This is a genomic window from Streptomyces sp. CB02414, from assembly GCF_001905385.1.
Taxonomy (GTDB): domain Bacteria; phylum Actinomycetota; class Actinomycetes; order Streptomycetales; family Streptomycetaceae; genus Streptomyces.
The window spans coordinates 314,019-339,365 of record NZ_LIPF01000009.1; the positions used below are offsets into that span (position 1 = coordinate 314,019).

26 protein-coding genes, 1 tRNA gene and 2 pseudogenes are annotated in these 25,347 nt (G+C 71.5%); 17 read left to right on the forward strand and 12 right to left on the reverse strand.

Annotation, left to right across the window (positions count from 1 at the left end):
* Positions 1–79 precede the first annotated feature (79 nt).
* A complete protein-coding gene (locus AMK11_RS28620) occupies positions 80–820 on the reverse strand; it encodes a hypothetical protein (protein WP_073730967.1) in 741 nt (246 codons plus the stop codon).
* A 47-nt stretch (positions 821–867) separates the two neighbouring features.
* On the opposite strand from AMK11_RS28620, the gene AMK11_RS28625 reads away from it, so the two are divergent.
* Entirely contained in the window at positions 868–1,056 is a 189-nt protein-coding gene (locus tag AMK11_RS28625) for a DUF5703 family protein (RefSeq protein ID WP_030244084.1), read from the forward strand.
* A gap of 108 nt (positions 1,057–1,164) precedes the next feature.
* Here the strand turns inward: AMK11_RS28625 and AMK11_RS28630 are convergent, their stop codons facing one another.
* From AMK11_RS28630 to AMK11_RS28640, 3 genes are all read right to left on the reverse strand, one after another.
* A complete protein-coding gene (locus AMK11_RS28630; RefSeq protein ID WP_073730968.1) occupies positions 1,165–1,926 on the reverse strand; it encodes a chaplin in 762 nt (253 codons plus the stop codon).
* Between the two features lie 167 nt (positions 1,927–2,093).
* The gene (chpH, locus tag AMK11_RS28635) at positions 2,094–2,327 is read right to left on the reverse strand and encodes a chaplin ChpH (protein ID WP_055416097.1); all 234 of its coding nucleotides are present in this window, start codon (positions 2,325–2,327) and stop codon (positions 2,094–2,096) included.
* Positions 2,328–2,483: 156 nt separating this feature from the next.
* Complete coding sequence (locus tag AMK11_RS28640) at positions 2,484–3,809, reverse strand: M20/M25/M40 family metallo-hydrolase (protein ID WP_073730969.1); 1,326 nt, start codon at positions 3,807–3,809, stop codon at positions 2,484–2,486.
* 173 nt (positions 3,810–3,982) lie between these two features.
* On the opposite strand from AMK11_RS28640, the gene AMK11_RS28645 reads away from it, so the two are divergent.
* Both AMK11_RS28645 and AMK11_RS28650 read left to right on the forward strand, forming a co-directional pair.
* Positions 3,983–4,070 (forward strand) — tRNA-Leu (locus AMK11_RS28645).
* A 69-nt stretch (positions 4,071–4,139) separates the two neighbouring features.
* Complete coding sequence (locus AMK11_RS28650; RefSeq protein ID WP_079187773.1) at positions 4,140–4,514, forward strand: YchJ family protein; 375 nt, start codon at positions 4,140–4,142, stop codon at positions 4,512–4,514.
* 12 nt (positions 4,515–4,526) lie between these two features.
* Here AMK11_RS28650 and AMK11_RS28655 read toward each other — a convergent pair whose 3' ends face one another.
* Positions 4,527–5,228: a FadR/GntR family transcriptional regulator gene (locus tag AMK11_RS28655; protein WP_053128367.1), complete on the reverse strand. Its 702-nt coding sequence runs from the start codon at positions 5,226–5,228 to the stop codon at positions 4,527–4,529.
* Positions 5,229–5,365: 137 nt separating this feature from the next.
* On the opposite strand from AMK11_RS28655, the gene AMK11_RS28660 reads away from it, so the two are divergent.
* From AMK11_RS28660 to AMK11_RS37070, 3 genes and pseudogenes are all read left to right on the forward strand, one after another.
* Complete coding sequence (locus AMK11_RS28660) at positions 5,366–5,893, forward strand: gluconokinase (RefSeq protein ID WP_079187754.1); 528 nt, start codon at positions 5,366–5,368, stop codon at positions 5,891–5,893.
* A 99-nt stretch (positions 5,894–5,992) separates the two neighbouring features.
* On the forward strand, positions 5,993–7,390 hold the full coding sequence (locus tag AMK11_RS28665) for a GntP family permease (protein ID WP_073730971.1): 1,398 nt from the start codon (positions 5,993–5,995) through the stop codon (positions 7,388–7,390).
* 10 nt (positions 7,391–7,400) lie between these two features.
* Positions 7,401–7,599: pseudogene (locus tag AMK11_RS37070) on the forward strand (SDR family NAD(P)-dependent oxidoreductase); the annotation flags it as partial.
* Between the two features lie 34 nt (positions 7,600–7,633).
* Here AMK11_RS37070 and AMK11_RS28670 read toward each other — a convergent pair.
* Entirely contained in the window at positions 7,634–9,181 is a 1,548-nt protein-coding gene (locus AMK11_RS28670) for an APC family permease (protein ID WP_073730972.1), read from the reverse strand.
* Between the two features lie 34 nt (positions 9,182–9,215).
* On the reverse strand, positions 9,216–10,166 hold the full coding sequence (locus AMK11_RS28675; RefSeq protein WP_073730973.1) for a hypothetical protein: 951 nt from the start codon (positions 10,164–10,166) through the stop codon (positions 9,216–9,218).
* Between the two features lie 255 nt (positions 10,167–10,421).
* Between AMK11_RS28675 and AMK11_RS28680 the strand changes: the two genes are divergently transcribed.
* From AMK11_RS28680 to AMK11_RS39015, 8 genes and pseudogenes are all read left to right on the forward strand, one after another.
* Positions 10,422–11,315: a DMT family transporter gene (locus AMK11_RS28680; protein WP_073730974.1), complete on the forward strand. Its 894-nt coding sequence runs from the start codon at positions 10,422–10,424 to the stop codon at positions 11,313–11,315.
* Positions 11,316–11,341: 26 nt separating this feature from the next.
* On the forward strand, positions 11,342–11,845 hold the full coding sequence (locus AMK11_RS28685; RefSeq protein ID WP_073731086.1) for an NUDIX hydrolase: 504 nt from the start codon (positions 11,342–11,344) through the stop codon (positions 11,843–11,845).
* A 125-nt stretch (positions 11,846–11,970) separates the two neighbouring features.
* Complete coding sequence (locus AMK11_RS28690) at positions 11,971–12,363, forward strand: YidH family protein (protein WP_073730975.1); 393 nt, start codon at positions 11,971–11,973, stop codon at positions 12,361–12,363.
* Positions 12,364–12,365: 2 nt separating this feature from the next.
* Complete coding sequence (locus AMK11_RS28695) at positions 12,366–12,677, forward strand: DUF202 domain-containing protein (RefSeq protein ID WP_198941478.1); 312 nt, start codon at positions 12,366–12,368, stop codon at positions 12,675–12,677.
* 108 nt (positions 12,678–12,785) lie between these two features.
* A complete protein-coding gene (locus AMK11_RS28700) occupies positions 12,786–13,082 on the forward strand; it encodes a hypothetical protein (protein ID WP_073730976.1) in 297 nt (98 codons plus the stop codon).
* Positions 13,083–13,205: 123 nt separating this feature from the next.
* Complete coding sequence (locus tag AMK11_RS28705; RefSeq protein WP_073730977.1) at positions 13,206–14,231, forward strand: phosphotransferase family protein; 1,026 nt, start codon at positions 13,206–13,208, stop codon at positions 14,229–14,231.
* A 7-nt stretch (positions 14,232–14,238) separates the two neighbouring features.
* The gene (locus tag AMK11_RS28710) at positions 14,239–15,453 is read left to right on the forward strand and encodes an acyl-CoA dehydrogenase (RefSeq protein ID WP_073730978.1); all 1,215 of its coding nucleotides are present in this window, start codon (positions 14,239–14,241) and stop codon (positions 15,451–15,453) included.
* A 146-nt stretch (positions 15,454–15,599) separates the two neighbouring features.
* Positions 15,600–15,644: pseudogene (locus AMK11_RS39015) on the forward strand (hypothetical protein); the annotation flags it as partial.
* Positions 15,645–16,004: 360 nt separating this feature from the next.
* Here AMK11_RS39015 and AMK11_RS28720 read toward each other — a convergent pair.
* The 3 genes from AMK11_RS28720 to AMK11_RS28730 are packed head-to-tail and all read right to left on the reverse strand — an operon-like array spanning position 16,005 to position 19,085.
* Positions 16,005–16,598, reverse strand: a complete 594-nt coding sequence (locus tag AMK11_RS28720) for a TetR/AcrR family transcriptional regulator (protein WP_073730979.1) — start codon at positions 16,596–16,598, stop codon at positions 16,005–16,007.
* A gap of 22 nt (positions 16,599–16,620) precedes the next feature.
* A complete protein-coding gene (locus tag AMK11_RS28725) occupies positions 16,621–18,318 on the reverse strand; it encodes a class I adenylate-forming enzyme family protein (RefSeq protein WP_073730980.1) in 1,698 nt (565 codons plus the stop codon).
* Complete coding sequence (locus AMK11_RS28730) at positions 18,315–19,085, reverse strand: SDR family oxidoreductase (RefSeq protein ID WP_073730981.1); 771 nt, start codon at positions 19,083–19,085, stop codon at positions 18,315–18,317. The genes AMK11_RS28725 and AMK11_RS28730 overlap by 4 nt, the downstream gene beginning before the upstream one ends.
* Before the next feature lie 175 nt (positions 19,086–19,260).
* Here AMK11_RS28730 and AMK11_RS28735 point away from each other — a divergent pair, with 175 nt between their 5' ends.
* Positions 19,261–20,526 (forward strand): exo-beta-N-acetylmuramidase NamZ family protein, encoded by a 1,266-nt coding sequence (locus AMK11_RS28735; protein ID WP_198941479.1) that lies wholly within the window; start codon positions 19,261–19,263, stop codon positions 20,524–20,526.
* 11 nt (positions 20,527–20,537) lie between these two features.
* On the opposite strand, the gene AMK11_RS28740 is transcribed toward AMK11_RS28735, so the two are convergent.
* On the reverse strand, positions 20,538–23,336 hold the full coding sequence (locus AMK11_RS28740; RefSeq protein WP_073730983.1) for a penicillin acylase family protein: 2,799 nt from the start codon (positions 23,334–23,336) through the stop codon (positions 20,538–20,540).
* A 221-nt stretch (positions 23,337–23,557) separates the two neighbouring features.
* Between AMK11_RS28740 and AMK11_RS28750 the strand changes: the two genes are divergently transcribed.
* Positions 23,558–24,160, forward strand: coding sequence for a hypothetical protein (locus AMK11_RS28750; RefSeq protein WP_073730985.1), 603 nt, complete (start codon positions 23,558–23,560; stop codon positions 24,158–24,160).
* Between the two features lie 75 nt (positions 24,161–24,235).
* Here the strand turns inward: AMK11_RS28750 and soxR are convergent, their stop codons facing one another.
* On the reverse strand, positions 24,236–24,754 hold the full coding sequence (soxR, locus tag AMK11_RS28755) for a redox-sensitive transcriptional activator SoxR (RefSeq protein WP_073730986.1): 519 nt from the start codon (positions 24,752–24,754) through the stop codon (positions 24,236–24,238).
* 130 nt (positions 24,755–24,884) lie between these two features.
* Here soxR and AMK11_RS28760 point away from each other — a divergent pair, with 130 nt between their 5' ends.
* On the forward strand, positions 24,885–25,346 hold the full coding sequence (locus AMK11_RS28760) for a MaoC family dehydratase (protein WP_073730987.1): 462 nt from the start codon (positions 24,885–24,887) through the stop codon (positions 25,344–25,346).
* Position 25,347 lies beyond the last annotated feature (1 nt).

Here is a 25,347-nt window from a genome sequence, read left to right on the forward strand (position 1 = left end):
CCCGGTCGAGCGGGACGGCGGCGGCGGTCGACGGACATCCTCCGTCGACCGCCGCCGTCCCGGGCCGCCCGCTCGCGGCTCACGGCCCTCGGCGGTCCACCTCCAGCCGCCCGGTCTCGCCGTCCTCGTCCGTGTCGAGGTCGCCGTCCCCGTCCAGATCGGTGTCGAGTTCGTCCTCTTCGTCTTCTTCCTCTTCGTCCTCGAGGTCGTCGTCGAACTCGTCGTCGAAGACCGCGCTGACGTCGAACCGGCACACCACGCGTTGCGGGTCGACCTGTTCGAACGGGGCTTCCAGCCACTCCCCCGGTTCCGCCGGCTCGTCCGAGGCCGTCACCCAGAGCGTGGAGTCACCTTCCTCCAGGCCGAACTCCTTGTGCCGGGAGGCGATCTCGTCCGGCTCGAACTCGCCGAACAGGAGGCCCAGCGCCCCGTGCACCGTGCCGGAGGCCGCCACGCCCTCCCCCTCGTCGTCCGCCGCCTCGACCCGGCGTGCCTGGGCCATCAGCCGCTGCGGCTCGGCCACCGCGTAGTCACGGCGGATCAGGACGCTCAGCGCGCTCGGTTCCTCGGGTCCGTCGTACGGCGGCAGGGAGTCGTCGGCGCCGGGAATCTCGAAGGGGGTGACCTCGTCGTAACGGTCGTAGAGCAGTTCGTCGTACGCCTCCGCGGCCGCGGCCAGTTGGTTGAACGCGTCGTAGACGGCCGGGTCGTCCTCCCCCGACCGGCGTTCGACCGCGGCCAGGTGGCGGTCGAGCGCGGTCTTGACCGCCTCGGCGGCGGCGCGTACCTCGGCAGCGGTGGGCTGCGCAGCATCAGACATAGTGCAGACGCTATCCGTACCGGGCCCCAGCCCGCACAATAGATTCGATGCCGGAATACGAATTTGTCGACGTGTACGTGCCGCGCGGGGTTTCCCGCAAGGAGACCGCGCGTCTGCTGACCGACCACGCCGAGTACGGACACTGGGAGTTGTACCGCCTGAGCCTGCTGCGCGACGGCAGCCGCAGGGTGCGGCTGCGGCGCCGGATCATCCGCCAGGTACGCGCCACCTGGTGAGCCCGGTGACCGGGCTCGGCCGGGCACGGGTGACGGAAACGGAGCGGGCCCCGCCGTGCGGGGCCCGCCGTGCGTGCGGGCCACCCGGCCCCGCGCCCACGGTTCACGTCACGCCGAGGCGCGCGCCTTGCGGTACAGCACCGTGCCCGCGAGCAGCGCACCCGCGCCCACCGGGAGGGCGAGGCCCAGCGGCAGGTCACTGCCGGTCTCGGCGAGCTGCGCGTCACCCTGCGGCTGGGTGACGGTCTGGGTGTCCGGCTGGTTGCCGTCCGAGGACCCGCCGGGAGTTTCTTCGCCCGGGTCACCGGGGTTACTCGGGTCCCCAGGGTCACCCGGATCCCCAGGATCACCCGGGTTTCCAGGATCACCGGGGTCACCCGGCTCCCCGGGCGGCGTGGAGTGGTCTCCGCCACCCCCGTTGTCGCAGTCGTTGCCGGTGGTCGGGTTGAGGGCGCCGACGACGTCGACGCTGTTGCCGCACACGTTCACCGGCACGTGCACCGGCACCTGCACGGTGTTGCCGGAGCCGACGCCCGGCGAGTCGGTGGCGTGCCCGTCGGCGTGCGAGCCCCCGTGCGTGCCCGACTGGTCCTTGGAGTCCCCGTATCCGCCGGAGGCCGCCCCGCCGCCCTGGTTGGCGCACGAGTTGCCCATCGCCGGGTTGAGGATGCCGACGACGTCGACCGTGTTGCCGCAGACGTTCACCGGCACGTGCACCGGAGCCTGCACGGTGTTGCCGGACAGCACGCCGGGCGAACCCGAACTGGAGCCGTGCGCCCCCGAGTCCGCGTGGGCGGTGCCGCCCGCGGCGGCGATCACACCGGTGGCCGCCGCCATAGTCATCAGGCCCTTGCGGGTGACCTGTCGCATTTCCTGAATCCCTGCCTTGCCCTAGTCCCGTGACACCGAGAATGCCGAGAATTCCGCCGTTGCCGTGTTCCCGTCCCCGAGAATCTCTCAAAGTCCGTCGGCCCCGGAGCGCATGGCGGGCGCTCCGGGGCCGACGGACTCAGACCCTCACGGGGCGAGGCACAACGTCACTTGTTGATGCAGACGTTGCCGAAGGCGGGGTTCAGCAGGCCGATCACGGAGACCGTGTTGCCGCAGACGTTCACCGGGACGTGAACGGGCACCTGAACGACGTTGCCGGAGAGGACGCCGGGCGAGTGCACGGCGGCACCCTGGGCACCGGAGTCGGCGACGGCCATGCCGGCACCAGCGAGAACCAGACCACCGGTGGCGGCAGCGGCGGCGACGACCTTCTTGAGCATTATTCCTCCTAGTTGGCAAAAGCGATCCAGGTTGCTGATCGCATCACCTGTAACGAGGAGGGAGTAATGAGGCTACGAGCCTATGAGCGTATTCACCCTTCCCGGTCCCATCCCGCACGCGCGACCGAATAGACCCCGAACATTCGCGCACATCGATCAGGACGCGTCGATGAAGCGGTCGAGCACCCGCACGCCGAACTGCAGTCCCTCCACCGGCACCCGCTCGTCCACCCCGTGGAACATGCCCGCGAAGTCCAGCTCGGGCGGCAGCTTGAGCGGCGCGAAACCGAAGCAGCGGATGCCGAGATCGTCGAAGGACTTGGCGTCGGTCCCGCCGGAGAGCATGTAGGGCACCGCGCGCGCGATCGGGTCCTCGGCGCGCAGGGCGGTCTGCATGGCGTCGACGAGCCGGCCGTCGAAGTCGGTCTCCAGCGCCTTGTCGGCATGCACGTCCTCGCGCCGCACGCGCGGGCCGAGGATGCGGTCGAGGTCGGCGAGGAACTCCTCCTCGTAGCCGGGCAGGAAGCGTCCGTCGACGTGCGCGGTTGCCTGCCCGGGGATGACGTTGACCTTGTAGCCGGCGCCGAGCTGGGTGGGCGCCGCCGAGTTGCGCAGGGTCGTGCCGATCATCCGGGCGATGCCGCCGAGTTTGGCGAGGGTCTCCTCCATGTTCTCGGGGTCGAGTTCGGTGCCGAGCGCGTCGGACAGTTCGTCGAGGAAGGCCCGTACGGTCTTGGTGACCCGGACCGGCCACTTGTGCCGGCCGAGCCGCGCCACGGCCTCGCAGAGCTCCGTGATCGCGTTGTCGTCGTTGGTCATCGAGCCGTGGCCGGCCGTGCCGTCGACGGTGAGCCGCATCCAGTGCATGCCCTTCTCGGCGGTCTCGACGAGGTAGAGCCGCAGCTTCTCGTTGACGGTGAACGAGAAGCCGCCGACCTCGCCGATCGCCTCGCTGACGCCCTCGAACAGCTCCGGGTGCTCGCGCACCAGGTGCTTGGCGCCGTAGGTCCCGCCGGCCTCCTCGTCGGCGAGGAACGCGAGCACGATGTCGCGCGGGGGCTTGCGTCCGGTGCGCAGCCGGTCGCGGACGACCGCGAGGGTCATCGCGTCCATGTCCTTCATGTCGACGGCCCCGCGCCCCCACACGCACCCGTCGGCGATCTCACCGGAGAACGGGTGGTGGGTCCAGTCGTCCGCGTTGGCCGGGACGACGTCGGTGTGGCCGTGGATGAGCAGCGCGGGCCGGGACGGGTCCTCGCCCTCGATGCGGGCCACCGTGGAGGCTCGGCCGGGGTGCGATTCGAAGATCTGCGGTTCGAGCCCCACCTCGGCGAGCTTCTCGGCGACGTACTCGGCCGCCTTGCGCTCGCCTGGACCCGAGTGGTCGCCGTAGTTGCTGGTGTCGATCCGGATCAGCTCGCGGCAGAGGTCGACGACCTCGTCCTCGCCGGTGACGCTCCTGGCCGTGCCCGAGTCGCTCACGTGCTTCCTCCCGCGGTCGCTGCTGAAGTCACTGCTGCTGTCAGTGCTGGTCGGTCCCCCTCATCCTCCCCCTCCCGCCGTCCGCGCCCAAGGAGGGGGTGATCGGCCACCCCGGAAAGCCTGGTAATGTTTACGTCGTCGCCGCGGGAAACGAACCGCACGACAGACACCTTGTCCGGGTGGCGGAATGGCAGACGCGCTAGCTTGAGGTGCTAGTGCCCTTTATCGGGCGTGGGGGTTCAAGTCCCCCCTCGGACACCAGTTGAGACCCCTGCCGAGCAGGGGTCTTCTGCTTTCCCGGCGATGCGCGCAGCGGGCACAATGGCCGCCATGACCACGCCTTCCTGCCCGTGCGGCCTGTCCGAGCCCTACGCGAAGTGCTGCGGCCGTCTCCACGCGGGGACGGCGTCCGCGCCGACCGCCGAGGCCCTGATGCGCTCCCGCTACAGCGCCTTCGTGAAGGGCGACGCGGGCTACCTCCTGCGAACCTGGCACCCGACGACCCGGCCGGCCCGCCTGGACCTGGACCCGGGAATGCGCTGGACGGGGCTGGAGATCCTGGACACGACCGACGGCTCCGCCTTCCACGCCACCGGGACGGTCACCTTCCGCGCCTCCTACCGCGGCGGCTCGCTGCACGAGCGGAGCCGGTTCGAGCGGGTCGACGGGGCGTGGGCGTACGTCGACGGGGAGTTCCTCGACTGACCGGCTCGCGGGTCAGGGCGCCAGGATGTCCAGCTCCTGCAGCGCCCCCACCGTGATCTCACGGGTCAGCCGCTCGGCGCGCTCGGCGTCACGGGCGCGGACCGCCTCGGCGACCTGGACGTGCAGGGTGACGGCGGCCGGGTCGGGGTCCTCGAACATCACGTCGTGGTGCGTGCGGCCGGCCAGCACCTCGGCGACGACACCGCCGAGGCGGGCGAACATCTCGTTGCCGGAAGCGGTCAGGATGACGCGGTGGAAGGCCACGTCGTGGAAGAGGTACTGCTCCAACCGGTGACCGCTCGAGTTCGCGACCATGCCCAGCGCGCACTCGGTCAGCTCGGCGCACTGCTCCGGCGTGGCGAGCCGCGCCGCGAGACCCGCGGCCACCGGCTCGACCGCCGACCGCAGCACGGTAAGGGAACGCAGCTGCCGAGGGCGCTCGGAGCCGGCCAGACGCCAGCGGATGACCTGTGGGTCGTAGACGTTCCACTCGCACTCGGGCAGGACGGTCACGCCCACGCGGCGGCGCGACTCGACCAGGTGCATGGACTCCAGCACCCGCACGGCCTCTCGCATCACCGAGCGCGACACCTCGAAACGCTGTGCGAGTTCGTCGGTGCGCAGAACGCTGCCCGCAGGGTACTCGCCCGCTGTGATCGCGGGGCCAAGGGTGTCCAGTACGCGGCCGTGCAGCCCCCGGCCCGGTGTGCTCATGCACTCAGAGTACGGGGCAGGTCACGGGAACAAAAAGTCAGACTTATATGTCACAGCCTCTTGAATTCGTCGTACCTAATGGGTTTCAGTTACGTCGACATCACGTGTCGACGAAGACAGCAGACAGCGAGAGTGCGATGCAGCAACTGCACACCCCCCACGTAGTCGTGGTCATGGGCGTGGCGGGCACCGGGAAGACCACCATCGGTCCCCTGCTCGCGGCCCGGCTCGGCGTTCCCTACGCCGAGGGCGACGACTTCCACCCGCCGGCCAACATCGCCAAGATGACGGCCGGCACCCCGCTCACCGACGAGGACCGGTGGCCATGGCTGGACGCCATCGGCGGCTGGGCGCACGGGCGGGCGGGCCTCGGCGGGGTGGTGAGCAGTTCGGCGCTGAAGCGGTCGTACCGCGACCGGCTGCGTGCGGCCGCTCCCGGTGTCGTCTTCGTGCACCTCACGGGCAGCCGCGAGCTGATCGAGGACCGGATGTCGCATCGGCAGGGGCACTTCATGCCGACGGCCCTGCTCGACTCCCAGTTCGCCACGCTCCAGCCCCTGGAGCCGGACGAGGCGGGAGTCGCCGTGGACGTCGCCGGCACCCCGGAGGAGATCGCCGAACGGGCGGCCGCCGCCCTGAAGGGCCTCCCCGAGCCGACCCGGTGATCCGGTAGTCCGTAACCCCCGCCCCCGGGGTCGTGCCGCCACCCGCGGACACGGCCCCGGCACCTTCCCCCGAATCCCCATCACCGCAAGGGAACCACCGTGACCAGACTCAGCGTCGAGATGCTGGCAGCGGACACCGTCGAGCCCATCACCTCGGCCGGTCACGCCCAGCTGGGCATCGCCGTCCTCCTGGGCATCGCCGTCATCGTTCTGCTCATCACCAAGTTCAAGCTGCATGCCTTCCTGTCGCTGACCATCGGGTCACTGGCGCTCGGCGCGTTCGCCGGGGCGCCGCTGGACAAGGTCATCACCAGCTTCACCGCCGGGCTCGGCTCCACCGTCGCGGGCGTCGGCGTCCTGATCGCCCTCGGTGCGATCCTCGGCAAGATGCTCGCCGACTCCGGCGGCGCCGACCAGATCGTGGACACCATCCTCGCCAAGGCGACCCCCCGGTCGATGCCGTGGACGATGGTGCTGATCGCCTCCGTGATCGGTCTGCCGCTCTTCTTCGAGGTCGGCATCGTGCTGCTGATCCCGGTCGTCCTGATGGTCGCCAAGCGCGGCAACTACTCCCTGATGCGCATCGGCATCCCGGCCCTCGCGGGTCTGTCCGTGATGCACGGTCTCGTCCCGCCGCACCCCGGTCCGCTGGTCGCGATCGACGCGCTCGGCGCCAACCTCGGTGTGACGCTCGCGCTGGGCGTCCTGATCGCCATCCCGACGGTGATCATCGCCGGTCCGCTGTTCTCGAAGTACGCGGCCCGCTGGGTGGACGTCCCCGCTCCCGACCGCATGATCCCGCAGCGCGCCTCCGAGGAGCTGGAGAAGCGTCCCGGTTTCGGCGCCACCCTGGCGACGATCCTGCTGCCGGTCGTGCTGATGCTGGCCAAGGCTCTCGTCGACATCGTCATCGACGACCCGGACAACGTGGTGCAGCGCACCTTCGACGTCATCGGCAACCCGCTGATCGCCCTGCTCGCCGCCGTGATCGTCGGCATCTTCACGCTGCTGCGTCCGGCCGGCTTCGGCAAGGACCGCCTCTCCGGTCTGGTCGAGAAGGGCCTGGCGCCCATCGCGGGCATCCTGCTGATCGTCGGCGCGGGCGGCGGCTTCAAGCAGACGCTGATCGACTCGGGCGTCGGCCAGATGATCCTGGAGATCTCCGAGGACTGGTCGATCCCGGCCCTGCTGCTGGCCTGGCTGATCGCGGTGGCGATCCGGCTGGCGACCGGTTCGGCGACCGTGGCGACCGTCTCGGCGGCCGGTCTGGTGGCGCCGCTGGCGGCCGACATGTCGACGACCCACGCGGCCCTGCTGGTCCTGGCGATCGGCGCCGGTTCGCTCTTCTTCAGTCACGTCAACGACGCCGGCTTCTGGCTGGTGAAGGAGTACTTCGGCCTGAACGTCGGCCAGACCATCAAGACCTGGTCCGTCATGGAGACGATCATCTCGGTGGTCGCCGGCGCCCTGGTCCTGCTCCTCTCACTGGTCATTTAGGGGTACGACGATGACGGCTCACCCTCTCCTCGACATCGGCGGGCGCACCGCCCTGGTGACCGGTTCCAGCCGGGGCATCGGGCTGGTTCGCGGACGTCGAGGAGCGGGTGGGCCCGCTGGACATCCTGGTGAACGACGCGGGCATGCGGCTGCGGGCGCCCCTGCTGGAGTTCGCCGACGCCGACTGGCATCGCATCCTGGACACCGACTCGTTGGGGCATCCCCGCAAGAACGAGGTGAGGCTCAGGAGGAAGCCGCCTTGTCCAGTTGGAACGCCTCGTTGCCCTGGCCGATGCGGGCGTGCCGCTCGGGTGCCCGCGCGCGCAGCACCAGGCCCTGCACCAGCCCGCCGGCCGCGGCGAGGGCGATGATGCCGGGCAGTACCCAGCTCAGCGCGGAGCCGGGGCCGGCGCCGACGAGGACGTCGAAGTCCTTGACCGTGTAGCCGGCGATGACCAGCAGGGCGACGCCCGCGACGGTGGACGTCGCGATCCGCACACCCTGGGTGCCGGCGGCGCCGCGCCGGACGAAGAAGGCGACGACGGAGAACGAGGCGGCGGCCATGAGCACGATCACGCCGAGTGCCCCGATGTTGCCGCCCCAGGTGAACAGGTGCAGCACGGGCTGGGTCGGGTCGCCGTTCGGCTTGTCGTCGGCGACGGCGAAGCCGATGACGACGACGGCGGACACGGCGGTCTGGAGCAACGACCCGGTGCCGGGGGCGCCGCTGGAGCCGCTGGTCCGTCCGAAGGCGGCGGGCAGCAGCCCTTCGCGCCCCATGGCGAAGGCGTACCGGGCGACGACGTTGTGGAAGCTGAGCAGCGCGGCGAACATGCCGGTCACGAACAGCACGTGCAGTACGTCGGTGAAGGCACCGCCGAGCCGCGACTCGGTGAGGAAGAACAGCAGCCCGGCGCTCTGCTCCTGGGCGGTCCCGACGATGTCGTCCGGACCGGTGGCGACGGTCAGGGCCCAGCTGCTGAGCGCGAAGAAGACCGCGACCCCACCCACCGCCAGGAACATGACACGCGGAACGAGCACGTGCGGCCGGCTGGTCTCCTCGGCGTACACGGGCGCCTGCTCGAAGCCGAGGAAGGCGGCGATGCAGAAGCACAGCGCGGTTCCCACGCCCGCCCCCGTCAGGGTGTCCGGGTCGAAGGCGTGCAGCGACAGCCCCTGCGCGCCGGGGTCGGCGACGGCGGCGATGTCGAAGACGACGACCAGTACGACCTCGATGAGCAGCAGCACACCCAGCACGCGCGCGTTGACGTCGATCTTCAGCCAGCCCAGCGTGCCCACCGCGAGCAGGGCCAGCAGCGCCGGTATCCACCAGGCGACGTCCAGGTCGGCGTAGGTGGCGAGGAGAGTGGAGACCTCGAAGCCGAAGATGCCGTAGATGCCGACCTGGAGGGCGTTGTAGGCGACCAGCGCGACCAGGGCGGCGCTCGCGCCCGCGGTGCCGCTCAGTCCGCGGGAGATGTACGCGTAGAAGGCGCCGGCGTTGTGCACGTGCCGGCTCATCTCGGCGTACCCGACGCTGAAGAGGACGAGCACCACGCCCAGCACGACGAAGAGCAGCGGCTGCCCCACGATGCCCATCACCGCGAAGGTCGTGGGCATCACCCCGGCGACCACCATGAGCGGCGCCGTGGAGGCCAGCACGGAGAGCAGCAGTCCGCCCGTGCCCAGCCGGTCGGCGCGCAGCGCCCGCTCCTGCCCCTTGAAGGTGCTGATGGCGCCGCCGCCGCTCGTGCGCGAACTGCCCGTGGTCCTCGAACTGCCCGTGGTCATCGGGGCCGACCTTCTCTCGTCTTCGTGGCGGATGTCAGACCGTGCCGAGCGCGTGCGCGCGGGCGGCACGGAAGGCGGAGTGCGGATCGCGGTCCGGGTAGGACCAGGGGGCGGGCGTGGCGTGCTCGCCGATGCGGTGGAACAGGGCGGCGGCCTCGGCTCCGCGGCCCTCGCAGGACTTGGCGTGGGCGAGGAAGTTGAGGTCGATCAGCCGCCGCGGGTGACCGTCCTGCTCCCATTCCAGCCACCAGTCGAAGGCGGCCTTCATCACCAGCCGGGCCCGGCGGCCGACCCAGTGCCCGGAGGCGTTCGGGTCGGCCGGCTCGTGCCCGGCCGCGGCGAGCACGCGGTAGCGCTCGGCGTGCGCGACCACCGGGAGGATGGCGAGCGGGGAGTCGGCGGGAGCCTGTTCCGCCGCCCAGGCGGCGAAGTCGTACACCTCGTGCAGCGGATCGGATCCGCGGCCACCGCCCCGCTCGGCGAGCCGGGCCACGACCAGATGGTGGGCGTGGTGATGGTCTGCGTACCGCCCTCGCACCGCGTCGAACACCCGGACGACGTCGTCGTCGGCGCCCAGCGACCGCTCCAGCATGAGGAGCCCGAGCCAGGGCGTGGGGTCGTCCGGCAGCAGCCGCGCGGCGTCCTGGCAAACCTCCCGTCCCCGGGCCGGTTTCTCCTTGCCGCGCAGGACGCGGTGGACGAGGGCCAGGGCGAGCAGCACCGAGGCGTCGGCGGAGTCGGGCTCGGCGAGCAGCCACTCGCGGGACCAGGCGGCGCAGTAGGGCTCCTTGGCGAGGACCGTCACCCGGTGCCCCCGCCGGTCCCAGTCGTCACCCGTGTGGACCAGGAGGGACCGGGCGGACTGCCACCGGCCCTGCGCCAGGGCCGCGCGAGCGGCGACGAGTTCGGCGTCGTCGAGGGCCTCGTCGAAGGCCTGGGCGGCGCGTCTGCGGCCGCGGCCGAGGGGAGGCGGAGGTGGGGACACCGCGGGTTCTTCCTCACGCGACGCGCTGGGTCGTCGTAGCCGGTTTGCCATGAACTGATCACGCACAGCAAACCGGCCGCCAAGGCTTGACGTCAAGGCCGGATTCCGCGTTACACGCGTCAACTCGCTTGTAGAAAACGCAACTTGATCAGCGCGCCCCCCGTATGCGTCACCCACCCGGCACGTCCCCGTCCCTGGCAATAGAGTCGGCCCCGACGCACCCATGCCCCGACGACGACGATCGAGGTACGCAGCGTGTCGGTTCTGGTTCTCGCCCTCGCCGTGAGCGCCGCCTGCTGCCTGGGCTTCGGTTTCGTCCTCCAGCAGAACGCGGCCCAGCGCGCCCCGCTGGGCGACTTCCTCTCCCCCCGCCTCCTGCTGGACCTGGTGCGCGTTCCCCGCTGGCTGGCCGGCATGGGCCTGATGGTGGCCGGCATGGCGCTGGGAGCGGTCGCGCTCGGCGGTGGCGAACTGACCCTCGTCGAACCCCTCCTGGCGACGAACCTGCTCTTCGCGCTCGCCCTCTCCCGCGCGCAGACCCGCCGGCCGCTGGGCCGTCAGGGCTGGGCCGGTCTCACCCTGCTGGCCGGCGGGGTCACGGCGTTCATCGTCGCGGGCCAGCCGCGGGGCGGCAGCGCGGTGACCTCGCCCCTGCGGCACTGGCTGCTCATCGGCGTCATGCTGGGCCTGGCGGTACTCCTGACGGCATGCGCCGGGCGCGCCCGCCTGACCTGGGGCCCGACCCTGCTCGCGCTGGCCGCCGGCCTCGTCTACGGGGTGCAGGACGCGCTGACCCGGGTCAGCGGCCGGCGCTTCACCTCGGGCGGCCTGGCGGAACTGCTGACCGGCTGGCAGCCGTACGCGGTCGTGGTGCTCGGGATCACCGGCCTGATCCTGGTCCAGAGCGCCTTCGAGACGGCACCGCTGCGCAGGTCGTTGCCGGCCCTGACGGCGTCCCAGCCGCTCGCGGGCATCGTCTGCGGCGTCGGCTTCCTCGGCGACCGGCTGCGCACCGACACCGCGGCGCTGGCCTGGGAGGCGGGCGGCCTCACGGCGGTGGTGACGGGCATCGTCCTGCTCGGCCTCCACCCCGCGATGCCGCAGGGCACGGGCGAGAGCGGCCGTGAACGGGCCCTGGAACGGCACTGACCGTCCGTCCTGCTTGGATGGGCGCCATGAGCTCTGCTGACGAGATCCTGGACGTCGTCGACGAGAACGACCACGTCGTGGGACAGGCCCGCCGGGGCGACGCCTACGCACGGGGACTGCGCCACCGTTGCGCCTTCGTGCTGGCCCGCGACCCTGAGGGCCGCGTCTTCGTCCACCGCCGCACGGCGACGAAACTGGTCTTCCCCTCGCTGTACGACATGTTCGTCGGCGGGGTGGTCGGCGCCGGCGAGTCCTACGACGACGCGGCACTGCGGGAGGCGCAGGAGGAACTGGGGGTGCCCGGGCTGCCACGCCCGTCGTTCCTCTTCAAGTTCCTGTACGACGACGGCGCCGGGCGGACCTGGTGGTCGGCGGTGTACGAGGTGCGCTGCGAAGGGCCGGTCGCTCCGCAGGTGGAGGAGGTGGCGTGGCACGGGTTCCTCACGGAGGCGGAGGTGGAGGAACGGCTCGGGGAGTGGGAGTGGGTGCCGGACGGGTTGGCGGCGTATTCGCGGCTGCGGGCGGGGTGAGCGGGTGAGGGAACGCGGCCCGGCGTGGGTGTGGGCGTCGGGGGTGGGTGCGCGGCCCCGACCACAGACGACCGAACCCGCTACCGCACCACCGCCGGAGGCAACCCTCCCGATAGGGTCCCCGCGTGATCGATTTCGTGCGGAACATCCGGCTCTGGTTCGCGCCCGAGGAGGTCCGGCAGGACGGCGGCACCCCCGACTACCGGTTCTCGCTCGCCAACGAACGCACCTTCCTGGCCTGGTTGCGCACCGCCCTCGCCCTCATCGGCGGCGGGTTCGCCGTCGACCAGTTCCTGCCCGACCTGCGCTGGGGCTGGCGCGTGGGTCTCGCCCTCGCCCTGCTCGCCGCCGGCGTCCTGTGCTCGCTGCGCGCCGTGAACCACTGGGTGCGCTGCGAACGCGCCATGCGCCGCGGCGAGGACCTCCCCGTCTCCCGCTTCCCGGCCCTCCTCAGCCTGGCCGTCGCCGTCGTCGCGGTCGCGATGGTCGTCGTGGTCCTCTTCGGCTGGGAAGGCTGACCGTGAGCGTCGACCGCGACCCCGGTCTCCAGCCCGAACGCACCCGCCTCGCCTGGCGCCGCACCACCCTCTCCGGCACCGTCGTCGCCGTACTCGCCGCGAAGACCGCGCTGCACGGCGGCGTGACCCCCGCCTCGGTCGTCGCCATCGCCCTGTGCGCCGCCCTCTGGCTGGCCTTCCTCCGTATCGCCCACGCCCGCATCCGCACCCTCTCCGCATCGCCCAGGCCCCGCCCCCTGCCCCCGCCGCACGCCACGGCGGCAGCCCTGTGCACAGTGGCGCTCGCACTGTGCGGCGCGCTTCTCGTCCTCTAGCTCCTCCAGTTCCTCTAGTTCCTCCAGTTCCTCTAGTTCCTCCAGCCCGGGGTACCTGGACACCAACACGAGCGGAATATCCCGATATGAACCCCTAAGGTGAGCTCCATGACCACTCTCCACCAGGAACACACCGCCCACGATCACGCCCACGGCCCGGACTGCGGGCACACCGAGGTCCCGCACGGCGACCACGTCGACTACGCCCACGACGGGCACCTGCACCGCGCGCACGGCGGCCACTGGGACGAGTGCGAGCCCGCCGGCCACACCGCGCACGAGAGCCACGAGCACCGGCACGGTGAGAACTGCGGGCACGCGCGCGTGGCCCACGGCGACCACGTCGACTACCTCCACGACGGCCACCGTCACGCCGCCCACGAGGGCCACTGGGACGACCACTAGAGGCACCGGCGCTCGCGCATCGGGGCCCCGTGGCCCCGATCACGTTCCGCTCCCCCTCTGGACGCCATACCGACCGGTCGGCATCATGAGTCGGGTACTGTCACCTGCCAGTAGGAGCGACGCATGAGCCCCGACCACCCGCCCGGACTCGATCTCGACCGGTTGCGCGGCCTGCTCGACCGCGAGCGTCCCGGACTGGTGACCGGCCCGCTGTCCGGCCGGCTGATCGAGGGCGGACGGTCGAACCTCACGTACGCGGTTACGGACGGTACCGCGCGCTGGGTCGTGAGACGACCCCCGTTGGGTCATGTCCTGGCCACCGCCCACGACATGAAGCGCGAACACCGCGTGATCAGCGCCCTGCACCCCACCGACGTACCCGTGCCGCGCCCGGTCCTGCTCTGTGAGGACGAGGAGGTCCTCGGGGCGTCGTTCTACGTCATGGAGTTCGTGGAGGGGACTCCGTACCGCACCGCGGAACAGCTCGCCCCGCTCGGCCCCGAGCGCACCCGGGCCGCCGTGCTGAATCTCGTCGACACGCTCGTCGGCCTGCACGCGGTGGACCCCGCGGAGGCGGGCCTCGCCGACTTCGGCCGCCCCGAGGGCTTCCTGGACCGCCAGCTGCGCCGCTGGGCCAAGCAGCTGGACGCCTCCCGCAACCGCGACCTGGCCGGCATCGACGAACTGCACGCCACCCTCGGCCGGGAACTCCCCCGCTCGCCCGCCCCCACCGTCGTGCACGGCGACTACCGCCTCGACAACGTCCTGATCGGCGGCGAGAACGACGAGATTCGGGCGATCCTCGACTGGGAGATGTCCACCCTCGGCGACCCGCTCACCGACCTCGGCCTGCTGGCGATGTACAGCAGCCCGCTCGGCATGCCCGACTCCCCCGTCTCCACCACGGCGCAGGCCCCCGGCCACCCCGCCCCCGCCGAGCTGATCGAGCGGTACGCCACCCGCTCGGGGCGCGACGTGTCCGCCGTCGCCTGGTACACGGCGTTCGCGTGGTTCAAGCTCGCCGTGATCCTGGAGGGCATCCACTACCGCTACACGCTGGGCCAGACGGTCGGCCGCGGCTTCGACCGCATCGGCGACCTAGTCCCCGTCTTCATCGAGCACGGCCTGACCACCCTTCAGGAGGGCTGACCCCGCCATGGACTTCGCGTACGACGCACGCACCGAGGAACTCCGCGCCAAGCTGCTCGCCTTCATGGACGAGTACGTCTACCCGGCCGAGCAGGTCGCCCACGAGCAGCGCGCCCGGCTCGCCTCCCCCTGGGACACCCCGCAGGTCGTCGAGGACCTGAAGGCCGAGGCCCGCCGCCAGGGTCTGTGGAACCTCTTCCTCCCCGACGCCGGGCACGGCGCCGGCCTCACCAACCTCCAGTACGCCCCGCTCGCCGAGATCACCGGCCGCAGCCCGCAGCTGGCGCCGACGGCGACGAACTGCGCGGCCCCGGACACCGGGAACATGGAGGTGCTGGCCCAGTTCGCCGACGAGGCGCAGCAGAAGCAGTGGCTGGAGCCGCTGCTCGCCGGTGAGATCCGCTCGGCGTTCGCGATGACCGAGCCGGACGTGGCCTCCTCCGACGCCACGAACATCACCACGCACATCGAGCGCGACGGCGACGAGTACGTCATCACCGGTCGCAAGTGGTACATCTCCGGGGCGATGAACCCGGACTGCAAGATCTTCATCGTGATGGGCAAGACGGACCCGGACGGCGCGGACATCCGCCGCCAGCAGTCCATGGTGCTGGTTCCGCGCGACACGCCCGGCGTGACCGTCGACCGCGCGATGCAGGTCTTCGGCTACGAGGACCACTACCACGGCGGCCACGCCGAGGTGACCTTCGACCACGCGCGCGTGCCGGTGTCGAACCTGATCGGCGAGGAGGGCGGCGGTTTCGCCATCGCCCAGGCGCGTCTGGGTCCGGGCCGCATCCACCACTGCATGCGGCTGATCGGCATGGCCGAGCGCGCGATCGAGCTGATGTGCCGCCGCGCGGTGTCCCGCGAGGCCTTCGGCAAGGCGCTGGCCCAGCAGGGCGTGATCCACAACTGGATCGCGGACGCCCGGGTCACGGTCGAGCAGCTGCGGCTGCTGGTGCTCAAGACCGCCTGGCTGATGGACACCGTCGGCAACAAGGGCGCCCACACCGAGATCCAGGCCATCAAGATCGCCACGCCCCGCGCGGTGGTCGACATCATCGACCGGGCGATCCAGTTGCACGGCGCGGGCGGCGTGAGCCAGGACTTCCCGCTGGCCGAGCTGTACGCGGGCGCGCGGACGCTGATGATCGCCGACGGTCCGGACGAGGTCCACCAGCGCTCGCTGGCGCGCCGGGAGCTCAAGAAGTACCTCTGAGCTGCGCTCCCTCAGCAGGGGCGCTGTGCCGGGGGGCACTGAAGCCTGTGTCCCCCGTCCGTTTGCCGGCCCGGCGCCTCCGGCCGGGGGCCCGGGGGTGGCCCCCCGGGGGATGCAGTACCGGCGCGGCCCGCCGCGAGCTGATCGTGCAGTCGGCGCTCAGCACTTCCGTCCGCAACCTGGAACGGGAGCTGGGCGCCGACCTGTTCGACCGTACGGGCCGCCGCGTCGTCCTCACGGAGGCCGGCCGGGTGGCGATCGGCACGATCCGGACGCTGACCTGCCTGCCGGGCGAGCTGGACCTCGCCTGTCTCGTGCCGGACGCGGGCGCGCCGCCCGAGGGACTCACCCCGTACGCGGGGCGCACACTCGTCGAGGATCTGACCGACGAGCCGTTCGTCGACTTCCGCGCGGGCGCGGGCCTGGAGACGGCGGTACGGCGCCTGGTGGCGCACTGCGGCCTGGAGCGCCGTATCACCTGTGACGTGACCCAGACCGGGCTGCCGTGCGTGGCGGTCCGGCGGCCCTCGCCGATCACCTCACGGGTCCCCTCACGGACGCAGCGCCCGCAGCAGCAGGTCGGCCAGGTGGTCGGCGACCTCCTGCGGGCCGAGCGGGCCGTCGGGGCGGTACCAGGTGGACAGGTGGTGCACGGAGCCGAAGTGGTAGTCCACCACCAGGTCGGCCGGGGTCTCCTTGGTGAAGACGCCGGCCCGCTGGCCCTCCTCGATCAGCGCGCGGAAGCGTTCGTGGTAGCGCCGGCGCTCGGCGCGCACCTGCTTGTTCTTCTCCGGGCTCAGCTGGTGCATGGAGCGGAAGAAGATCGACGCGTCGTCGAGGTTGTCGATGGTGGTGACGACGACGTCGGCCGCCGCCTCGCGCACCCGCTTCTCGACCGGCTCGTCGGAGTCCGCGTAGGCGTCCAGGCGTTCCTGCTGGAGGCGCAGCACGCGCGCGTAGACCTCGTGCAGGAGGTCGTCCTTGGAACCGAAGTAGTGGTAGAGGGCGCCCTTGGTGACGCCAGCCGCCTCCACGATCTCCTGTACCGAGGTGCGGTCGTAGCCCTGCTCCGCGAAGAGCCGGGTGGCGGCGGCCAGGAGCCGCTGCGGCACCGGAGTGCCGTCCCCGTCCGTGGTCCTGGGCACTGCCGTCACCTGCCTTTCCTGTTCAGCGGCCGTTCAGTGGCCGTTCCTGTGCGTCTTCGTCCTGTCGCGTACGGGAACGCAGTTCCCGACGGAGGATCTTCCCACTCGCCGTCTTCGGCAGTTCGGGCAGGATCTCCACCTGACGCGGGTATTTGTAGGCGGCCAGTCTCTCCTCGCAGTACGCGGCGAGGGCGTCCGGGTCGGTGTCGGCACCCGGACGGAGGCTGATGTACGCCTTGACGGTCTCCCCGCGGTACCCGTCGGGGACTCCGACGACCGCGGCCTCGCGCACGGCCGGGTGGGTGTAGAGGACGTCCTCGACCTCGCGGGGCCAGACCTTGAAGCCGGAGGCGTTGATCATGTCCTTCTTGCGGTCGACGACGTAGAGCCACCCCCGGTCGTCCATGAAGCCGATGTCGCCGGTGCGCAGCTCGCCGCCCGGGAAGGTCTCGGCGGTCGCGTCGGGGCGGCGCCAGTAGCCGGGGACGACCTGCGGGCCGCTGACGACGATCTCGCCCTGCTCCCCGAAGGGCACCTCCGCGCCCCGGTCGTCGACGATCCGGACGACGGTCTCGGGGCCGGGCACGCCGACGGCGAGGGTCCCGGAGACCGGGTCGACGGGCGCCTCCAGGTGCGGCGGGACCGAGGCGCAGGGCGCCGTGCACTCGGTGAGCCCGTAGCCGTTGCGGATGTACGGCCCGAAGCCCGCGCGGAACTTCTCCACCAGGGCGGGCGGCAGCGGCGCGCCGCCGGAGGAGATGTTCGCGAAGGAGGCGAAGTGCTCGCGGGTGACGGACGGGTGGGCGGCCAGGGCCATGAAGGCGGTGGACGGGCCGACCGTGTAGTGCGGCCGGTGCTCGGCGAACGCGTCCAGCACGACGCCCGCCTCGAAGCGGTACGCCAGGACGAGCGTGCCCGTGCTGTTCAGGCACGCACCGAGCTCGCAGACCATGCCGGTGATGTGGAACAGCGGCGCCAGCGCGAAGTAGACCGGTGCCTCGGGCAGGCCGAGGCCGGTGCGCTGGCGCTCGGCGTTGTACATGATGTTGCGGTGCGTGTTGGTGGCGCCCTTGGGGGTGCCGCTGGTGCCGGAGGTGTAGCTGATGAGAGCCGTGTCGCCCGGCTCCGGGTCGCGTCCGGCCGGGGCCTCGCGCCCGGCGCGGGCCGCCTCCGTGAGGTCGTCGGCGTCGGGGGCGGCCGGCAGCCGCTCGAAGGTGAGCACGCGCGCGTCCCGGCGGCTCTGGAAGTCCAGCTCGCACCCGGTGAGCACGATCCGCACCGGCGAGTCGGCCGCCGTCTCGCGCAGGTACGACTCCCAGGCCCGGTCGGAGCAGATCAGGGCGGCCACCTCGCTGTCCCGCAGGACGTGGCCGACCTCCCCCGCCTTGTACATCGGGTTGACCGGCACAACCACCGCGCCCGCCTTCCAGGCCCCCAGCACCGCGAGCACGAAGGGCGGCGAGTTCTGCAGCAGGACCGCGACCCGGTCCCCGCGCTCCAGCCCCCGCGCGACGAGGTGCCCGGCGACGGAGTCGCTCAGTGCGTCCACCTCGCGGTAGGTGAGACGGCCGTCGAAGTAGGCGAGGAAGGCGCGGTCGGGTGCCTCGGCGGCGGCCCGGCGCAGGGCGTGCACCAGGGAGGCGTCGGGGTCGAGGGGCGCCCTCTGGGCGTCGGTCAGCAGGTCCAGCCAGGGCTTGGCCGCGTAGTGGGAGCCGGTCATCGGGCCGCCGCCTCCTCCCACTGCCGCTGGAGCCGGTTCATCCCGTGCAGCCAGCGGTCGGGCTCGGCGGCGCGGGCCCGGTAGTACTCGGCGACCTCGGGGTGCGGGAGGATCAGGAACCGGTCCTCCTCGATGCCCTTGAAGAGGGCGTCCGCGACGTCCTGGGGCTCGATCGCGGTGGGCTTCAGGACCAGTTCGCCCGCGCTGCCGCTCGCGGTGAGCATGTCGGTGCGCACGCCCTGCGGGCAGATGGCGTGCACCTTGACGCCGCGGTGGCGGTACGTCAGGGACAGCCACTCGGCGAAGGCGTAGGCGCCGTGCTTGGTGACGCTGTAGGGGGCGGCGCCGATCATGGTGAGCAGGCCGGCGGCGGAGACGGTGGAGACGAAGCGGCCGCTGCCGCGCTCCAGCCAGTCGGGGATCAGTTCGTGGGCCGCGCGGACGTGGGCCATGACGTTGACGTCCCAGGCGAGCGCCCAGACGGCCTCCTCGGCGGCCTCCGAACCCCCGGAACCGACGCCCGCGTTGGCGCAGTACACGTCGACCGTGCCGCCCAGCGCCTCGCGGGCCTCACCGATGATCGCGGAGGCGTCGCCCGGGACCGCGATGCCGCCGATCTCGTCGGCGACGGCCTTCGCCCGGCCGGCGTCCAGGTCGTTGACGACGACGCGCGCCCCCTCGGCGGCGAAGCGGCGGGCCAGGGCGGCGCCTATGCCGCCTCCCGCTCCGGTGACCACGACTGAGGCATCCTGCACGGCTTCCACCATCGGTCTCCTTCGACACGGCTGCGGCGCCACCTGCGTGGGCCCGGTGCAGCGCCAGACTAACCAGTCGGTATGTACGACGGAAGAGGCGAAACGCGGTCTACTCCATTCCGTACGGCCGGGAGTGCGGGTTAGCGTGCGTGCGCATGACACCCGCCGCGATCACGGAGGTCACCGCATGACGCTGTCCAGACGGTCCCTGCTCGCCACCACGGCCGCGGTCGCGGCCACCACCGCGGCCACCACGGCCGCCGCGACCGGCACGGCACAGGCGGCGCCGGAGGGCCACGGCGGCCGCCGGCTGCGCACCGGCTTCGAGCGCCTCGCCGACGACGGCTACGCCCCGCTCGACGGGCAGCGGGTCGGCGTCGTGACCAACCCGACCGGCATCACCAGGGACGTACGCCACATCGTCGACGTCATGCACGCCGACGACCGCGTGGACCTGATCGCCGTCTTCGGCCCCGAGCACGGTTTCCGGGGCACCGCGCAGGCCGGCGGCTCCGAAGGGCGGTACGACGACCCGGCGACCGGGCTGCCGGTCTACGACACGTACCTGAAGAGCGGACAGCCGCTCGCGGACATCTTCACGGCGTCCGGCGTGGACACCGTCGTCTTCGACATCCAGGACGTGGGCGCGCGCTTCTACACGTACATCTGGACGCTGTTCGACTGCATGGAGGCGGCCCGGCTGGCCGGGAAGCGGTTCGTGGTCCTGGACCGGCCGAACCCGGTGACCGGGCGGGCGGCCCTCGGACCCGTCCTGCACGAGGAGTTCGCCACCTTCGTCGGCCGCAAGCCCATCGCGCAGGCGCACGGCATGACGGTCGCCGAGCTGGCCCGGCTCTTCAACGGCGAGTTCCTCCGGTCGCCGGTGCCGCTGGAGACGGTGACGATGTCCGGCTGGAAGCGCTCGGAGTTCTACGACGCCTCCGGGCTGCCCTGGGTGCCGCCGAGCCCGAACATGCCGACGCCGGAGTGCGCGCTGGTGTACTCGGGGACCTGCCTGTTCGAGGGCACCAACCTGTCGGAGGGGCGCGGCACCACCCGCCCGTTCGAACTGCTCGGCGCGGAGGGGATCGACGGGAGCTGGGCCGCCGCCGCGAACGAGCTCGGCCTGCCCGGTGTGCGCTTCCGGGAGGCGTACTTCGCGCCCACCTTCTCCAAGTTCCAGGGGAAGACCGTCGGCGGCGTACAGCTCCACGTGCACGACCGGGCCGCCTTCGACCCGGTGCGCACCGGGGTCGCGCTCCTGGTGACCGCCAGGCGGAGCTGGGACGGCTTCGCCTGGCGGCCGGACAACTGGATCGACAAGCTCACCGGCTCCACCCAGGTGCGCACGATGATCGACGCGGGCGCGGACACCGACGAGGTGGTGGACGGCTGGCAGCGGGAACTGGCGGCGTTCCGCAGGACGCGCCGCCAGTACCTGCTCTACAAGTAGGCGTACCGCCCCTACCGGTGGGACGTGAACTCCACGACCTGCTGGTAGGTCGGCCGGTTCTGCCAGCTGATGCCGCCGTGCTTGATGCCGCCGAGGGTGCGGTGGATCACCGAGTCGGCGCACCACTGGTCGCCCGCCGAACAGTTCTCGTCGCCGGGATAGACCTGGGCGGGCGTCCGGCCCGCCGCCTCCTTCAGGGTGGCGACCAGGGTGTCCCGGCAGGCGGCCAGGTCGCCGCCGCCGCAGTACTCGCGCGCCAGCGGGCCCTCGACGGGCTCACCGAGCACGGACCGGATGTCCTTGTCGACATAGCTCCACCAGCCGTACTGGAAGGCGCTGCCGGCGTGGCCGCCGGTCGGGCCGTGGGCGGCGGACGGTGACTCGTCGACGGGCAGGTTGCGGGTGAAGGCGGTGTACAGGTCGGTGCCGAGGCCCGGCTCGAACTCGGCCTTCACCAGCAGCGGCCACCAGGCGTCCAGGGTGCGGATGGCGTCGGCGTGCGCGTACTTCTTCGAGCCGGCCGACGTCTCCGTGCGCAGGGAACCCGCCGCGGTCCACGCCTTGAGCCGGTCCACGGCGGTCTGCGCCGCGGGGTCGGTGACCGGCGCCGACTCGATCACCTTCAGCAGGCCGGGCACCACGTCCTCGGCCCGCAGGTCGGCGAGGCCCGCCTCGGCCATCGCCCTCACCAGCGCGGCCCGGGTGACGCCGCCGTCGGCGACCAGCTTCTTCACCCGGTCGTCGAGCAGGTTGCCGCGGTGGACGGAGCCGTTGCCCCAGGGGGCGGTGGTGTAGTCCCTGGCCTGTTTGTTGTTCCAGGAGACGTAGTAGTCCTGGTCCAGGGACTGCGGGTGGGCGGAGGGCGGGGTGTAGCGGGCCGTGTTGGCGGCCGGGTCCCAGTCCCGCCACTCGTACGCCGGTTCGGCCCGGACCGGGAAGTCGGCGTCGACGCCGTCCGCCCGTACCGGGTTGTCGCCGCTGTTGTAGTACGCGGTGTGCTCGGAGTCGGCGTAGAACCAGTTGAAGGTGTAGTTGATGTGCTGCACCGCGCTCTGGAAGCGCTCGGGGCTGTTGAGGTACTCCGGGTCGTTGAGCATCTGGAAGCCGATGATCGAGTCGGCCTCGTGCAGGTACGACGAGCGCAGGGAGGTGTAGGCGACCTTCTTGCCGTCGACGGTGGCCCGGTACTGGACCGGGCCGTACTTGGTGCGCCAGACCCGCATCGTGTAGGAGCCGGCCTTGGTGCCGTCGGCGACGGTGGGCTTCCAGGCGTTCTTGCGCTCGACCTTCTCCATCGGCGTGCAGGTGCCGCGGTAGAGGTAGTGGTAGTCGTCCTGGCAGAGCTCGACCGCGTAGGTGTCGATGATGTCCTGGCCGGAGGTGGTCGCGCTCCACGCGTAGTCCTGGCCGCGGCCTAGTTCGACGTACATGCTCAGGCCCGCGAAGGAGGCGCCGCGGGCGCTGATGCCGGGGCCCTGGATCTCCTGGAGCATGAGGAGCTGGGGCGCGAAGTATCCGGTCTGCGGGCCGAAGACGGCGACCGGGTGGCCGCTCGCGGTGTGCTCGCCGCTGACGACCAGGGCGTTGGACATACCGCGGCGGGCCGAGGAGAGGGCGGCGTCCGCGGCGGTGGCGGAGGCGCCGGCCGCGCTCGACGCGGCGGCGCTGCCCGTACGGTCGTACACCAGGGGTTCCGCCTCGACCGAACCGGGATCGGGCAGGGCGCGGCCCCGCGGGTTCTCGGGCGGGGTCAGGTACGGGAAGCTGCCGTCCTGCTGGGTGAGGACCGCCTCGGGGTCGTTGCGCTGGCGGAAGGACTCCCAGACCTCGGTGCCCTCTTCGACGCCGTACTTCTCCTGGGCGGCGAGCAGGGAGAGCGCGTTGGTGACCTCGCCGCCGCCTCCGGAGCCGAAGAGGGAGCCGATGACGGACGCGAGTGCGATCAGGTCGGCGCGCTCGAAGTGCTCGATGGTGCCGGCGTTGGTGATGGCGTTCTTGTGGCCGGTCAGGACGTACTCGCCGGGGAAGTAGCGGCCCTTGTCGGAGGCGTCGATGTAGGCGTTGATGCCGTCGATGTAGGCGTCCACGTCCGCGAGGGCCAGCTTGCCGCGCTCCCCGGCCTTGCCCGCGGCGCTCTCGATCTGCGCCTCCAGGTCGGCCTCGGTGTAGGGGGCGTTGCGCCAGAACTGCTGCTCCAGGCCCTGGTTGGCGGGGGCACCACCGGCGAAGGGGGTCAGCTGACCGCGTCCGACGTGCCGGAAGAGGTCCATCAGCCACAGCCGGTCCTGGGCGGCGGCGTAACCGGCGCCGAACTCGGTGCCGTAGCGGGTGGTGCCGGTGATGTGCGGCACACCGGTCTTCTTGTCGCGGACGATGGTCACGTCGTCGCGTCCGGCGGGTCGGACGGTGGAGGCGACCTGGCCGTCGGGGACGCCGAAGGAGGCGTCGTTGAAGAAGGTGTTGATCTTGTCGTTGGTCAGGCCGGGGTAGCCGGTGGCGAGGTTCGCGTAGGGCCCGAGCTGGTCCTCGGCGTGCGCGGGCTGGGTGCCGAACGCCTGGTTGAGGAGGATCTGGGCGAGGGTGGCGTTGCCGTTCTGGCCGGGCGGCAGGATGTCCGAACACTGGCCGCCGCAGTGGTCGTTCACCGCCGCGGGTGCGGCCGGGGTCTCCGGGTCGGCGGCCATCGCCGGGGAAAACGGTGACAAAAGGCCGGCGACGAGGACGCATATGGACGCGCCCTTCAGGAACCCGTGGAAGCCGCGGGGAGTTCTCAGTCTGTCGAGGGCGTTGCGTGGGGTGCGCCGTGGCATGGCAGCTCCTCCCGACTGGGGGTTGGCCGGACGTTACCGCCGGTATCCCCGAGTTGGAAGATGAACATGCGTCACTTTTTGGAGCGGGTGGATCGGCTTATGAGGGGCATCGGAAAACGGATGGAGCCGAATCGCCTGTCGATACGTCTATTCGGCGACGTCCGCTGGACGACGCCGAAGTGACCGAAGTACAGGTGCAGGTGTGACGGAGGTGCAGGGCGATGGCCGGTTTCCGGAGTCTCGCGAGACAGGTCCGAGATCCACGGTGCGACCTGGCGCTGCGGCGCTACTCGCTGCGCAAGTGCCTTGAACGGTTCGCCCCTTACGGGCACAGGGCGACCTGGGACCATCTGTGCTCGCGGGCCGGGTTCGGCCCGGAGGACCGCTCCCCGGACCCGGCGCGGCTCGTGGCCGCACTGGAGGAGCTGGAGGAGGCGCGGTCGGTGTGGCTGGCCTACGAGGTCGAGTTCGCCGAGCGGCGCAGGAAGGAGAAGCACGACGGGCTGCGCAGGCCGGGCAGCGTGGACGACTGGCACCGGCTGACCTGGGGCGGTTTCGGGGTCGCCTGGTGCGACGATCCCCGGGTCCACCCCGACGGCCCACTGGCGGAGGTGCTGCGCGGCCTGATCTCCGCGCTGGAGCGTGAACCGGGCTCGGTGTGCCCGGTCTGCGACGGGGAGCGCCTCGTCTGGAAGTACGACCTCGACCACGAGCCCTCCACGGGCCCCGTCTGCACGGACTGCGGGATCCTCGTTCCGCGGCCCGTCCTCACCCCCGACGCGCTGGCGGACGCCCGGCGGGGACGGTTGCTGATGTCGGCGTAGCCGGCCCGGGGGTGCGCTGGGGATGCCGCACCCCCGACGGCACGCGTCCGTGGCCGCACGGAGGTCACCGCGCGGTCAGTCGCAGCACTCCGTCTCCCGTTCCCGGGCACGGCTCGCGGGCTTGGGTGCCGCGGTGTCGCGGCGCTCCACCAGCAGACGGGAACCGGTGAGCCGTTCACCGAAGACGTCGTCGGGGTTGGACAGGACACAGGTGTCGAGGGACAGACAGCCGCAGCCGATGCAGTCGGTGAGGTGGTCGCGCAGGCGGTTGAGCTGCTTGATGCGTTCGTCCAGTTCGGAGCGCCAGGACGCGGAGAGCCGGGCCCAGTCCTCCTCGGTGGGCGTGCGCTCCTCCGGCAGTTCGGCGAGCGCCTCGCGGATCGTGGCGAGCGGGATGCCCACGCGCTGGGCCGCGCGCACGAAGGCGACCCGGCGCAGCGCGTCACGGCTGAAGCGGCGCTGATTGCCGGAGGTGCGGCGACTGGTGATCAGGCCCTTGGACTCGTAGAAGTGCAGGGCGGAGACGGCGGCGCCGCTGCGCGCGGCGAGCTGGCCGACCGTGAGCTCGTGGATCTTCTCGGGAATCTGAGGCACTCCTCAGACCCTACCGACCCGGTCACCCGCCCGGACGCATCCGGTCCGTTGACAGGGGCTCCGCGGGCGACCATGCTAAGCAGTTGCTTAGAGTCGGGCACACAGGTCGAGCGAGCAGAGAGGCCGGGACATGGCAGAGCCGAGGATCTTCACATCCGCCGACGAGGTGAAGGCGGCGGTGGGCGAGCAGCTGGGGTACACCGACTGGCTGGACGTCGACCAGAAGCGGATCGACCTGTTCGCCGAGGCGACCGGCGACCACCAGTGGATCCACGTGGACCCGGAGAAGGCCGCCGCCGGGCCGTTCGGCACCACCATCGCCCACGGCTACCTGACGCTGTCGCTGCTCCCGCTCTTCGGGCCGCAGCTGATCAGGGTCGAGGGCGTGACGATGGGCGTCAACTACGGCACCAACAAGGTCCGTTTCCCCTCCCCCGTCCCCGTCGGCTCGCGTCTGCGCGCCACGGCGACGATCACCGGGGTCGAGGACGTCAAGGGCGGCATCCAGGTGGCCGTCGCCTTCACCGTGGAGCGCGAGGGTGGCGACAAGCCGGTGTGCGTCGCCGAGTCCCTCTCCCGGTACTACCTCTGAC

Excerpts from the sequence above, each read along its gene's own strand:
- AMK11_RS28625 (WP_030244084.1), top strand. The coding sequence starts at position 868 with ATGCCGGAATACGAATTTGTCGACGTGTACGTGCCGCGCGGGGTTTCC.
- AMK11_RS28750 (WP_073730985.1), top strand. The coding sequence starts at position 23,558 with ATGGCCGGTTTCCGGAGTCTCGCGAGACAGGTCCGAGATCCACGGTGC.
- AMK11_RS28630 (WP_073730968.1), bottom strand. The coding sequence starts at position 1,926 with ATGCGACAGGTCACCCGCAAGGGCCTGATGACTATGGCGGCGGCCACC.
- AMK11_RS28670 (WP_073730972.1), bottom strand. The coding sequence starts at position 9,181 with ATGACCACGGGCAGTTCGAGGACCACGGGCAGTTCGCGCACGAGCGGC.
- chpH (WP_055416097.1), bottom strand. The coding sequence starts at position 2,327 with ATGCTCAAGAAGGTCGTCGCCGCCGCTGCCGCCACCGGTGGTCTGGTT.
- AMK11_RS28740 (WP_073730983.1), bottom strand. The coding sequence starts at position 23,336 with ATGCCACGGCGCACCCCACGCAACGCCCTCGACAGACTGAGAACTCCC.
- AMK11_RS28725 (WP_073730980.1), bottom strand. The coding sequence starts at position 18,318 with ATGACCGGCTCCCACTACGCGGCCAAGCCCTGGCTGGACCTGCTGACC.
- AMK11_RS28660 (WP_079187754.1), top strand. The coding sequence starts at position 5,366 with ATGCAGCAACTGCACACCCCCCACGTAGTCGTGGTCATGGGCGTGGCG.
- AMK11_RS28710 (WP_073730978.1), top strand. The coding sequence starts at position 14,239 with ATGGACTTCGCGTACGACGCACGCACCGAGGAACTCCGCGCCAAGCTG.
- AMK11_RS28685 (WP_073731086.1), top strand. The coding sequence starts at position 11,342 with ATGAGCTCTGCTGACGAGATCCTGGACGTCGTCGACGAGAACGACCAC.
- AMK11_RS28730 (WP_073730981.1), bottom strand. The coding sequence starts at position 19,085 with ATGGTGGAAGCCGTGCAGGATGCCTCAGTCGTGGTCACCGGAGCGGGA.
- AMK11_RS28705 (WP_073730977.1), top strand. The coding sequence starts at position 13,206 with ATGAGCCCCGACCACCCGCCCGGACTCGATCTCGACCGGTTGCGCGGC.
- AMK11_RS28735 (WP_198941479.1), top strand. The coding sequence starts at position 19,261 with ATGACGCTGTCCAGACGGTCCCTGCTCGCCACCACGGCCGCGGTCGCG.
- AMK11_RS28700 (WP_073730976.1), top strand. The coding sequence starts at position 12,786 with ATGACCACTCTCCACCAGGAACACACCGCCCACGATCACGCCCACGGC.
- AMK11_RS28760 (WP_073730987.1), top strand. The coding sequence starts at position 24,885 with ATGGCAGAGCCGAGGATCTTCACATCCGCCGACGAGGTGAAGGCGGCG.
- AMK11_RS28655 (WP_053128367.1), bottom strand. The coding sequence starts at position 5,228 with ATGAGCACACCGGGCCGGGGGCTGCACGGCCGCGTACTGGACACCCTT.
- AMK11_RS28620 (WP_073730967.1), bottom strand. The coding sequence starts at position 820 with ATGTCTGATGCTGCGCAGCCCACCGCTGCCGAGGTACGCGCCGCCGCC.
- AMK11_RS28650 (WP_079187773.1), top strand. The coding sequence starts at position 4,140 with ATGACCACGCCTTCCTGCCCGTGCGGCCTGTCCGAGCCCTACGCGAAG.